Source organism: Streptomyces sp. NPDC058665, assembly GCF_042714995.1.
In the GTDB taxonomy this organism is placed as follows: Bacteria; Actinomycetota; Actinomycetes; order Streptomycetales; family Streptomycetaceae; genus Streptomyces.
The window spans coordinates 190,109-201,719 of record NZ_JBHXRX010000002.1; the positions used below are offsets into that span (position 1 = coordinate 190,109).

An 11,611-nucleotide genomic window follows, 5' to 3' on the forward strand; every position below is an offset into this window, starting at 1 on the left:
CCGACGCGCGTCGGGGTCCCCCGTTCGCGGTAACGTGGCGTGCCAGAACCCGTCTCCCGGCCGCCCGAAGGATCACATGCCTGCCCAGCCCCCCGCCGTGTCCGTGATCATGCCGGTGCTCAACGAGGAACGGCATCTGCGGGACTCCGTCCGGCACATCCTGGAGCAGGAGTACGACGGCGAGATGGAAGTCGTCATCGCGCTCGGCCCGTCCACGGACCGTACGGACGAGATCGCCGCCGAACTCGTACGTGAGACGGCGGACAGCGCGCGCGCCCGCGTGCAGACCGTGCCCAATCCGACCGGCCGCACGCCGGCGGCGCTCAACGCGGCCATCAAGGCGTCCAAACACCCCGTCGTCGTACGTGTCGACGGCCACGGCATGCTCTCGCCGAACTACATCGCGACCGCCGTACGGCTCCTGGAGGAGACGGGCGCGCAGAACGTCGGCGGCATCATGCACGCCGAGGGCGAGAACGACTGGGAGCACGCCGTCGCCGCGGCGATGACCTCCAGGATCGGTGTCGGCAACGCGGCCTTTCACACGGGCGGCGAGGCGGGCCCCGCCGAGACCGTGTATCTCGGCGTCTTCCGGCGCGCGGCACTGGAGCAACAGGGCGGCTACAACGAGGAGTTCATCCGCGCCCAGGACTGGGAGCTGAACTTCCGGATCCGGGAGGCGGGCGGTCGGATCTGGTTCTCGCCCGAGCTGCGCGTCCAGTACCGGCCGCGGCCGTCCGTGCGGGCGCTCGCCAAGCAGTACAAGGACTACGGCCGTTGGCGCCATGTCGTCGCCCGCTTCCACTCGGGGTCGATCAATCTGCGCTACCTCGCGCCGCCGGTCGCGGTCTGCGCCAACGCGCTGGGTGTCGTCGTCGGTCTGGCCCTCACCCCCTGGGCGCTGATCGTCCCCGGCGGCTATCTCGCGGCGATCGTCGCGGGCTCGATACCGGCGGGGAAGGGGCTGCCGCTCAAGGCGCGGCTCCAGATCCCGCTGGCGCTCGCCACGATGCACATGTCGTGGGGGGTCGGCTTTCTGACCAGCCCTCGCTCGCTCGCCAGGAAGGTCATCGCGAGCCGCCGCCCGGCGGTCGGGCAGACCGCCTGAGCGGGGCCGTTACGTAGGAGCGCTACGTACGTACGCACGACCGATACGTACGGCGAGGAGCCCCGGGCGCGTCGCCCGGGGCTCCTCGACATACCGGCCTGATCCAAAAGACACGCCCTAGAAGGTGAAGCCGGGCTGGATCTCCATGCACTCGCCGTCGTCGGCCCCGTTGAGCGCCCGCGCCGTGTCCGGCGTCTTGTTCTCGTCCGGCGCGGCCGACTTCGGATACGTGTCACCCGTGCGCCAGTCCGCGCCCACGACCAGCGTGACACCCGACACGTCCGTCGACTTCTTCACCGAAGAGACCGGAATCCCGAGGGACTTGGCGACCGCCTGCGCGTCACCTTCCAAGTCGGCGCTGGGGAAGAGGACTTGGGTGTGCTCGGTCGGATCGGGCGTCGCGTCCGAGACGGCCTTCGTGTAGCCCTTGCCGACGAGCAGCCCCGCGACCGCCGTGGCCCGCTGCGGCGTCGGCGCCTGCGTGGCGCTGCCGGTGCCGTTGCGTACGAGCACCCCGGTGTCCGCCGGAGCCGCAGCCGGGTCGTCGGTCCCGGCCGGGGGCTTGCGCTTGGACGCCTTGCCGTCGAGCGGCACGTCGTCGCGGACCATGGTGAACAGCTGCTCGGCGTCGCCGGGCTTGGGGAACACCCGCCCGGCCTGGGCGCCCTCGCCGTACACGTTGGGCATCGTCGCCATCGTGATGCGGTTCGTGGGGACCTTCTTGAGCTCTTCCGCCAGGTCGTACAGCTTCTTGACGCCGCCGAGCCCCGTGTCGACGGTCAGCGCGTCGGTGGCCGCCTCGGCGAGGCTCATCAGCTTTCCGGGGTCGGTCAGCTTGGCGCCCTTGCGCAGCTCGCGGACCATCGAGTTCATGTACATGTGCTGGGCGTGGGTACGGGCGAGGTCGCTTCCGTCCTCGAAGCCGTAACGCGTACGCAGCCACTGGAGGGCCTGCTCACCCTGGATGACGTTCTCGCCCTTCTCCAGCTTCAGCCCGGAGCCCTTGCCCTCGGCGTTGCGGGAGTGGACGTTCTCCTGGACGCAGACCGGCACGCCGCCGATGGCGTCGGCCATCGACACCACGCCCGCGAAGTCGATCATCATGAAGTGGTCGATGGTGATGCCGGTCAGCTCGTACCAGGCGGCCACCGTGCACCCGGGACCCCCGCGTCCCAGGCTCTCGTTGGTCTGTACGTCGACCGTGCTCGCCGGGTAGACCTCACCGCTGTCCGGGTCCGTGCACTTGGGCATCTTCAGCATCGTGTCGCGCGGCATGCTGACGACCGACATGTTGCTGCGGTCGGCCGAGACATGGAGCAGCATCTGTACGTCGGCGAGAGGCGTGCCGCCGAAGGTCTCCTTGGCGCCGCCGAGCTTCTGGTTCTCCTTGGAGTCCCGGGCGTCGGAGCCGATGAGGAGGATGTTGAGCGGGGTCTGGCCCGCGGAGTTGGCCTTGTGGTCGGCCATCGGCTTGTCGCCGAGCGTCAGGTCTTCCTTCTTGAGCTTGCCGTCCAGATGACGGTAGTAGAGGTAACCGGCGCCGGCCGTGCCGAGGATCAGCAGGGCGAGGACGGCGGAGACCCAGAGAAGTATCCGGCGCTTGCCGCGGCGGTTGCGCGGGCGCGAGCCACTGCGGCGCGGACCGCCCTTTCGCTTCTTTCCGGAGCGGTCGTCACCGTCGCCGGAGGGGGAGGCGGACGCTTCGCCGGGACCGGGGCCCGTGCCGCCGTTCGCTCCGCCCGGCGCTCCGTCGCCCGACGCTCCGTCAGGACCGCCCGCGTCACCCGGGCCGTCCTCGTACAGACTGTCGTCCCAGCCCAACTCGCTGGCGTGCGGGACGCGTTGCCGCGTCCCGTTTCTGCGCATGCTCTGCCCCACTCCGTACCCCCCTACCCCTGTCGTTCAGGCGCGCCGCACGAGTCGGGGCTCCGGGATCACCGGAACCGGGCTCACGTGGCGCACACTTGCTTGTCCGCTTCCACCTTCTGCACGCCTTCCGGCGCCTTTGCCGGACCGACGATGGGAATGCCCGCGCCCTTGAAGTCCGCACCGAGGGTGAGGGTCATCGCCTCAAGTCCCACGGCGTCCTCCGTGCCCGGCTTCATCGCACCGGCGGGAAGGCCCATCATGTCCGCGAGACGGCGGGCCTGGTCGGCCTGGTTCGGCGCGTACTCCAGCGATGTCTTGGCCAAGTCCTCAGGCGCGTTGCCCTTGTTGGTGGACTTGTTGACGCCTTCCTCGTTCTGCAGCCAGGCGAGAGTCTCCTGGGCGGAACCCTGCGGCCCGCCACCGTTGAACACATCGACCCTGACATCCTCGGGGGCCGATTTGGTTCCCTTCAGAAGCGCCGCCTGCTTGCTCTTGGCGGCTTTCTCCTTCTCCTTCACCTCGGTGAGGGAGGTGTCGTTCTGCATCATCGCGAACAGCGGCTTCGCCTGCGCCTCGTTCACCACGACCGTCGCCTTCACGACTTCGGCCGGGTTGTCTATGACGGGCAGCGTGGTGAAGCTGATGTTCTTCGGATTGACCTTCGACAGCTCCATACCGAGGTCACGCAGCTTCTCGATGCTGCCGATGCCCGTGTCGACCGTGAGCGCGTCGGTCGCCGCCGTCGCCAGGTCCCACAGCTTCGCGGGATTGGTCAGCGTCTCGCTGGACTTCATCTTCCTGATCAGGGAGCCCAGGAACTGCTGCTGGGTCTGGATCCGGTCCAGGTCGCTCTCGTTGCCGAAGCTGTGCCGCGTACGGACGAAGGCGAGCGCCTGCTCGCCCTCGATCACATGCTTGCCCTTGGTCAGCTTCAGATGCGAGTCGGGGTCGTCGACGTCCTTGCCGACGCACACCTCCACACCGCCGACCGCGGACGTCAGCGTCTTCACCGCGTTGAAGTCGGCCATCATGAAGTGATCGACCGTCAGGCCGGTCAGCTCCTTGACCGTACGCATGGTGCAGCCCGGGTCGCGCTCGGACTGGCCGAGGCTGGTGTTGAACCGGACGCCCTGCTCGCCGGGGACGACCTTCGTGCCGTCCTCGGTCTTCGTCTCGCAGTCGGGGATGTCGGTGATCAGGTCGCGGGGGATGGAGAGCGCGGTCGCGTTCGTCCGGTCCTTGGAGACATGGAAGAGGATCGTGGTGTCGGCGTGACCGACGCTGTCCTTGTCGCCGTAGTTCTCGTTGCCGGCCCCGGTGCGCTTGTCGGTGCCGATCACCAGGATGTTGACGGCCTGGTCCTTCTTGAAGCCGCCGCTGCCCGCGCCCTGGACGTCGATCGTCTTGATGTTGCCGTTGAGCTCCTGGTACGCGTAGTAGGCCGCGCCCGCGCCGCCGATGAGGACGAACGCGGTGATGCCGCCGGTCCAGCCGAGGAGCTTCTTCTTGCGGGACTTGGGCGGCGCCTTGCGCTTACGGCGGCCCGCCCCGGTGGCCCCGCTGTCGGCGTTGTTCGCGGCGCGGCGGCTGCGCTGGCCGGGTACGTCGCGGCGCCCCGTACCCGAATTGCCGGTGGAACCGGAGGAGTTACGTGCGCGGGGAATGCGCGCGCCGGCGCCGTCGGGCGCTCCGTCTGCGCCTGCTCCGGCTGCCGCGCCCGCTCCGGCGGCTCCCGCTCCCGCGGCGCCCGGCGCTCTGCGGTCCCGGCCGGAACGGCCGCGCGGCGAACCGTCGTCCGTGGGTGAGGCGTTTCTGGACCGGCGAGGAGCGCCGGTCCCGTTTCCCGCGTCGCGGGAAGGGGCGGACGACTGCCCTTCGGAGTGGTTCAGTCGCAATTCGTAATTGCCGGTCTGCGGGTTGAGTACCCACTGGTCGGCGGGGTCGATCCCGCCCGACTCGCCACGGCTATGCGCATCCACGGTTGCTTGAGTCCTCCGTCGGTGCCACGCGAAGCGCCTCTTCCCCCAAAGGCGCTCGGTCTTTCGATCCGGCAGTGCGCGACCTCACGGTCCGATGAACCGGATCGAGTCACACTATCCGCCCAGTTCAGCGTCGAGCGACGTCCGTGACAAATTCGACTCCTCTTACAAGTGGGCAATCTGGTCAATCGTCATAGACTGCCGACCTCTGCTTGGTTTTCCTTTTACTCGCACAGTCCGGCGGCGGCATTTGTGCCCGGGAAACTCGGGGTCGCGGTGGCGTCCGACGCTCCCGGACCGTCCGGCTTTTCATCTGTTCCCGAACGTCCCTCGTCACGCTGTGTGTTCTCCTTCTCCCCAGGAGGAGCGATCGAAACGGGCTCGTCCTTGCGCAGCTGCGAGAAAAGCCGCCCCGCGTCCGGCTGCACGAGTTCGTCACGATTCGGATCGTTGACATAGGGCTGCCGCGGAACCGTCATGAACTGCACCTTTTCCGTAGGTACGTTCCGAAGGCCGCGCGCCAGGTCGTACAGGTCCTTGAGCGTGTTCAGACCGGGGTCGGTCGTCAGGGACTTGGTCGCCGCGTCCAGCACCGGATACAGCCGGGTGGGATTGAGCAGAACACCGTTGCTCTGCACCTTCCTGACGAGCGAACCGAGGAACTGCTGCTGGCGCTCCATCCGTTCGGTGTCGCTGCCGTCCCCGATGGTCTTGCGGGCCCGGACGAAACCGAGGGCTTCCTCACCGCTGAGAGTCTGCTTGCCCGCCGGCAGCTTCAGATGCGCGTCGACGTCGTCGACCGGCTTCTTGAGGCAGACATCGACACCGTCGACCGCGTCCACCATGTCCTTGAAGCCGCTGAAGTCGATCACCATGTAGTGGTCGATCCGGATGCCGGTGAGCTTCTCGACCGTACGGATCGAGCACGCCGTACCGCCGAACTGGAACGCCCAGTTGAACTGCGCCGACTGCGCCTTGGAGCGCCGGCCTTCCGAGGTGAGGCAGCTCGGGATCTCGACCATCAGGTCACGCGGGAGGGAGACGGCGGTCGCGCTCTGCCGGTCGGCTGCCAGGTGCAGCAGGATCGTGGTGTCGGACCGCTGCGAGCCGCCGTCGTCCCGGCCGTACTTGCCGTTGCCCGCCCCGGCGCGGGTGTCGGAGCCGATGAGAAGGATGTTCTTGGCGTCGACGGCGATGGGCCGGGGGCGTTCCTTCTCGTACGTGCGCAGCTCGGCGGCGGCGGTCGTGTCGGTGGTGATGTTGCCGTCGAGCTTCTGGTAGAACCACCAGCCGACACCGGCGGCGGCGAGGACGACGACGGAGGTACCGAGGGCGGTCCAGCGGAGCCAGTGGCGCTTGCGGGGTGCGTCGGCGTCGGCGTCGGAGGACTCGGTCTCCTCTTCCTTTTCCTCAGTGGTCCCGCTTTCCCCAGTGGTCTCGTTCTCGTTCTTGATCTCGTTCTCGTTCGCGTCGCCGTCGGACCCGGGCGACGCGGTCGGCGGCTCGTCGTCTGCCCGGGGGTCCGGTTCGGGCGGCGTGCCAGCGCTGTCGGTCACGGCGGAGTCCATCCTTCATGGCGTCGGCGGCGTAGGGCTCCGCCGGTTTCAGGGGTAGACGGCTGAATCGCACACTTGGTTGTGCACTGAAATAGGAATACCGACGATCATCTACCGCAGGCGGCGCTCCGCGCCGGAACCGGTCGGGCCATCAGGTCGCCGTGTCGCCGACCGGACGGTATCCCGAACGCTGAGAGCCTGTGGGGTCCGCCGTGCCCGTGACCCGCTCGCTCTCGATCCGCTTGGCCAGCCCTTCCGGCGACAGCTGGTCCAGATTGCGGCAGAGCACCACGGACGAGCCGGCGGCGAGCGGCGCGTACAGCCCGGCGGACAGCCCCTCCCAGGTGTCGTACGGCTTACCGGACAGCAGCCGGGCGCCGGGGGCCGTCAGGCCGAGGGCCGTGGCGTCCGTGCGGGCGCGCTCGACGATCTGGGCCGCCGTCAGCTCCGTACCGCCGACGGTGAGCGCGGGCGCGTCCGGGTCCACCGGCTCGAACGGCGCGAAACGGTCGCCCTGGCCGGGCACCTCGACCGCGTAGTCGGCGAAACCCTCGGGTGCCTGGGGAAAACGGCCGCCGAGCGGACGCAGCGCGAGGGCGAGCCGCTCGCCACGGCAGGCGCGGGCGGCGTCCAGTGTGTCGGGGCCGCTGACGACGAGGTCCGCGTCGGCCGGGTCCCCGCCGATCTCGACGCCCACGCCGACAGAGGAACAGGCGAGCAGCCAGACCGCGGTCTGCCAGTGCGCGGGCAGCAGCAGCGCGAGCCGGTCGCCGGGCGCTGCGGCGAGATCGCCCTGGAGGAGGTTGGCGGTCTTGGACACCCAATTGGCGAAGGTGGCCACGGACAATTCCACGCGTTCACCGGTGGCATCGTCGTAGAAGGTGACCAAGGGGCGGGCCGGATCCGTGGCGAGGGCGGATCGCAGCAGGTCGGCGGGGGTGCGGTCGCTGGCGTTCACCCGGGCAAGGGTACGCGGGGCGGCCGGGCGCACACCGCCGTACCGGTGACGCGGTCCACCGGTTGGTCCGATGGCCCGTCAGTTTCCGCGGGTGCTCCCGGAAGGCGGGTACGGCGGTGCGGCCGCACGATCGGCACATGCGTGCATTCCTGTCTTCCTCGATCGGCGTCGCGTGCGCCGCGGCGCTCGTACTCCCGCTCTCGCTGTCCTCCGGGGCCGCGGCGGCTCCCCAGGACGGCCGGGCGGGCTCATCCGTGCCGGGCTCCACCGAGTCGCTGCCATTGGTCCCGCTCGGACCCGAACGCTCTTCCGGTGAAGTCACCGAGCAGGGGCTGCCCAAGCAGGACGTCCAGCCCTACTCGCTCGTCGGTGTCGTCTGGGACGACGCGGAGGCCGAACTCCACGGCTCGGTCCAGGTCAGAAGCCGGTCCGCCGGGACAGGCGACTGGTCCGGCTGGCAGCGCCTGGAGACGCACAACGCCGAACACGGCGCGGATCGCGGTACGGCGGAACGTGAGTCCGGCACCGTACGGGGCTCCACCGCGCCCCTGTGGGTCGGGCCGTCGGACGGTGTCCAGGTGAGGGTCCAGGCGGACGAGAGCCAGGACGCCGGCTCGGACGACCGTCCCGGCCGTGAGCCGCTGCCGCACGGGCTGAGCCTGGAACTGGTCGACCCGGGGGAGGCGCCGGAGCAACTGCCGGTGAAGGAGACCGACGCGTCGCGCGGCCAGTCGGCGGGCGGTGGCGGCGACACAGGCACTGACTCCGGCACCGGAGCCGTCGCCGGAGCCGCCGCCAAGCAGTACAAGGCCCCGCGCCCGAAGATCGTCTCGCGCAAGGGATGGGGCGCGAACGAGAAGCTGCGTGAGCGCGGGTTCGGCTACACGAAAACGGTGAAGGCGGCCTTCGTCCATCACAGCGCGACGGGCAACAACTACACCTGCAAGCAGGCACCCTCCGTCATTCGCGGTATCTACCGCTACCACGTGACGAGCAGCGGCTGGCGCGACATCGGCTACAACTTCGCCATCGACAAGTGCGGAAACATCTACGAGGGGCGGGCCGGAGGCGTGACGAAGTCCGTCATGGGCGCGCACACGCTCGGCTTCAACTCCAACACCACCGGAATCGCCGTCCTCGGGTCGTACTCGACCGTCAACCCGCCCGCCGCCGTGACGACGGCGGTGGCCAGGCTCAGCGCCTGGAAGCTCGGGTTGCACGGGATCAACCCGAAGGGCAAGGTGACGCTGACGTCGGGCGGGAGCAACAAGTACCAGCAGGGCAAGAAGGTGAGCATGAACGCGGTCTCGGGCCACCGGGACGGGTTCGTGACCGACTGTCCGGGCAACAGGCTGTACGGCAAGCTCGGCGCGGTCCGGGTATCCGCCGCGAAGTACCAGGGACGCTCCTAGACTGGCTCGGCACCCCCCCCGCACGGGGGACCGCCGACCCAGCAGGAAGCAGAGACGAACAAGGTGACTGAAGCGATCCTCCTGGTCGGCGGCAAGGGCACCAGGCTCCGGCCGCTCACGGTGCGCACGCCCAAGCCGATGGTCCCGGCGGCCGGCGTCCCGTTCCTCGCGCACCAGTTGGGACGGGCGCGGGCGGCCGGGGTCGAGCACATCGTCCTCGCGACGTCGTATCTGGCCGAGGTGTTCGAGCCGTACTTCGGGGACGGCTCGTCCCTCGGCCTCCGTCTGGAGTACGTCACCGAACGCGAGCCGCTCGGCACCGGCGGCGCGATCCGCAACGTCGCCGCGCGCCTGGACTCGGGTCCTGACGACCCGGTGCTCATCTTCAACGGCGACATCCTGACGGGCCTGGACATCGGCGCGCTGGTCGGCACCCACGCGTCGTCGGGGGCGGACGTCTCGCTGCATCTGACCCGGGTCGAGGACCCGCGGGCGTTCGGGCTGGTGCCGACGGACGACGACGGCAGGGTCACGGCGTTCCTGGAGAAGCCGCAGACACCGGGGGAGATCGTCACCGACCAGATCAACGCGGGGGCGTACGTCTTCCGCCGCTCGGTGATCGACTCGATCCCGACGGGCCGCCCGGTGTCGGTGGAACGCGAGACGTTCCCGGGCCTGCTGGAGTCGGGGGCGCATCTGCAAGGCATGGTCGACTCCACGTACTGGCTGGACCTCGGCACCCCCCAGGCCTTCATCCGCGGCTCGGCGGACCTGGTCCTGGGCGTGGCCCCGTCCCCGTCGGTCCCCGGCCGCTGCGGCGACCGCCTGATCCTCCCGACGGCCACGGTCGCCCCGGACGCGAAGCTCACGGCGGGCACGGTGATCGGCGAGGGAGCCCTGATCGCGGAGGGCACCCGCATCTCGGGCAGCGCGATCCTCCCCGGCGCGGTGATCGGCCCCGGCGCGGTGATCACGGACTCCCTGGTGGGTGCGGGAGCACGGGTGGGAGCCCGCACGATCCTGTCGGGAGCGGTGATCGGAGACGGAGCGACGGTGGGCCCGGACAACGAGCTCCAATCAGGAGCCCGCATCTGGTGCGACACGACGCTCCCCGCTCACTCGATCCGCTTCTCGCCGGACGAGTGAGGGAGGCGGGGCCGACGGCCTCGCTTCGCTGCCGGGCAGGGCGCTGGCACGGTGTTGCGCTTTCGCGCGGCGGGGAGTCTGCGGCCGGAGCTTGCCCGGCGTGGCGTGCGGGCCGACTCGTTGCGGCGCCCGCCCGGCGCGACGGAGTGCGCCACTTCTTCCCGGCACGGGTGCTCGGGAGCGCCCACCGTTTCCTCCTGGTGGTACGACCCTGAGGCTGGCGTCCCGCCCGGCGGGGGTCTGTCGCCTGGAGCTGGCGGGCTCGGCCGGCGGAGCCGTGGGGCGAGCGTCGGAGGCTGGCGCGGCACGCCGCCTCGCCTCCGGCAGGCGGGGTGCCTGCGTGGTGCAGGCGCCTGTGGCCCGGAGCTGGCCCAGTTCTGCCGTGTGGGCGGACTCTGCGTACTCGCCCGGCGCACCTGTGGCACGAGCCCGGGGCGCCCGCGCAGCGCGGCGCATCGCCTCCCCGGCGCGGGGGTCCGGGGGCAGCGCCCCCGGTTTCGGGAAGGGGCGGGGTTGGGGACAGGTCACCGGACGGCAGCGCCTACCCTCTTCACAGACCCCGACCCCCAAGGACCCTCCCCGTGGCAGGCCGCTTCGCCCCCCGCACCACCCCCGCCCTACCCACCCCACGGCCGAGCCGCCCTACCCCGACGCCCAAGACACGAATCTGGGTGCCCGAGGGAGACTTCGAGTTGGGGCTCGTCCTCGGACCCCTCCGCCGCGGTCCCGCCGACCCCACCTTCCGGCTCTCCCAGGACGGGTCCGCCGTCCGCGCGACCCGGACGCCCGAAGGGCCCGGCACCCTGCGGGTCAGGGCCGGCGACACCGGCGTGCGCGCCGAGGCGTGGGGCCCCGGCGCCGACTGGCTGCTGGAGCGCCTGCCCGAGCTGCTCGGCGCCTCGGACGACCCCGACGCCTTCGTGCCGCGCCACAGACTCGTCGCCGCGGCCCAACGCCGCCGCCCCGGCCTCCGCCTCTGCCGCACGGGCCTCGTCATGGAGTCCCTGATCCCGTCCGTCCTGGAGCAGAAGGTCACGACCATCGAGGCGTACCGGTCCTGGCGCCACCTCGTACGGAAGTACGGCGAGCCCGCCCCCGGTCCGTACGGCGACCCGCCCGACGGCCGCCGCGACAGCCGGATGTACGTCATGCCCGACTTCCGCACCTGGGCCATGATCCCGTCCTGGGAGTGGCACAAGGCCGGCGTCGACGCCAAGCGCTCCGACACCATCGCGCGCGCCGTCCGCGTCGCCCGCCGCCTGGAGGAGGCCGCCACCATGGAGCCCGAACTCGCCGCCGCCCGCCTCCAGTTGATCCCCGGCATCGGCCCCTGGACCTCCGCCGAGGTCCTCCAGCGGTCGAACGGCGCCCCGGACGCCGTCACGGTCGGCGACCTCCATCTGCCGGGCATCATCGGCTACGCGCTCGCCGGCCGCCCCGACACCGACGACGCCGGGATGCTCGAACTGCTTGAGCCGTACGCCGGCCAGCGCCACCGCGCCGTACGGCTGATCCTGCTCACCGGCCGTACGCCACCACGCCGCGCCCCCCGCATGCCCGTCGGCAGAATCGCCCACCTGTAG

The 11,611-nt window shown here is 70.4% G+C and carries 8 protein-coding genes; 4 read left to right on the forward strand and 4 right to left on the reverse strand.

Annotation, left to right across the window (positions count from 1 at the left end; genetic code table 11):
- The first annotated feature begins 76 nt into the window (after window positions 1-76).
- Entirely contained in the window at window positions 77-1,108 is a 1,032-nt protein-coding gene (locus ACFWV8_RS02265; RefSeq protein WP_384197158.1) for a glycosyltransferase family 2 protein, read from the forward strand.
- 117 nt (window positions 1,109-1,225) lie between these two features.
- On the opposite strand, the gene ACFWV8_RS02270 is transcribed toward ACFWV8_RS02265, so the two are convergent.
- The 4 genes from ACFWV8_RS02270 to ACFWV8_RS02285 all read right to left on the reverse strand — a co-directional run bounded on the left by ACFWV8_RS02270 (window position 1,226) and on the right by ACFWV8_RS02285 (window position 7,470).
- Window positions 1,226-2,974: an LCP family protein gene (locus ACFWV8_RS02270; RefSeq protein WP_384197160.1), complete on the reverse strand. Its 1,749-nt coding sequence runs from the start codon at window positions 2,972-2,974 to the stop codon at window positions 1,226-1,228.
- Window positions 2,975-3,057: 83 nt separating this feature from the next.
- A complete protein-coding gene (locus ACFWV8_RS02275) occupies window positions 3,058-4,956 on the reverse strand; it encodes an LCP family protein (protein ID WP_384197162.1) in 1,899 nt (632 codons plus the stop codon).
- Window positions 4,957-5,180: 224 nt separating this feature from the next.
- Window positions 5,181-6,524, reverse strand: a complete 1,344-nt coding sequence (locus ACFWV8_RS02280; RefSeq protein WP_384197164.1) for an LCP family protein — start codon at window positions 6,522-6,524, stop codon at window positions 5,181-5,183.
- A gap of 139 nt (window positions 6,525-6,663) precedes the next feature.
- Complete coding sequence (locus ACFWV8_RS02285) at window positions 6,664-7,470, reverse strand: TIGR03089 family protein (RefSeq protein WP_384197165.1); 807 nt, start codon at window positions 7,468-7,470, stop codon at window positions 6,664-6,666.
- A gap of 137 nt (window positions 7,471-7,607) precedes the next feature.
- Here ACFWV8_RS02285 and ACFWV8_RS02290 point away from each other — a divergent pair, with 137 nt between their 5' ends.
- The 3 genes from ACFWV8_RS02290 to ACFWV8_RS02300 all read left to right on the forward strand — a co-directional run bounded on the left by ACFWV8_RS02290 (window position 7,608) and on the right by ACFWV8_RS02300 (window position 11,611).
- Window positions 7,608-8,882, forward strand: a complete 1,275-nt coding sequence (locus ACFWV8_RS02290) for a peptidoglycan recognition protein (protein WP_384197167.1) — start codon at window positions 7,608-7,610, stop codon at window positions 8,880-8,882.
- 63 nt (window positions 8,883-8,945) lie between these two features.
- Window positions 8,946-10,028, forward strand: coding sequence for a sugar phosphate nucleotidyltransferase (locus ACFWV8_RS02295; RefSeq protein WP_384197169.1), 1,083 nt, complete (start codon window positions 8,946-8,948; stop codon window positions 10,026-10,028).
- A 581-nt stretch (window positions 10,029-10,609) separates the two neighbouring features.
- Complete coding sequence (locus ACFWV8_RS02300; RefSeq protein ID WP_384197170.1) at window positions 10,610-11,611, forward strand: DNA-3-methyladenine glycosylase family protein; 1,002 nt, start codon at window positions 10,610-10,612, stop codon at window positions 11,609-11,611.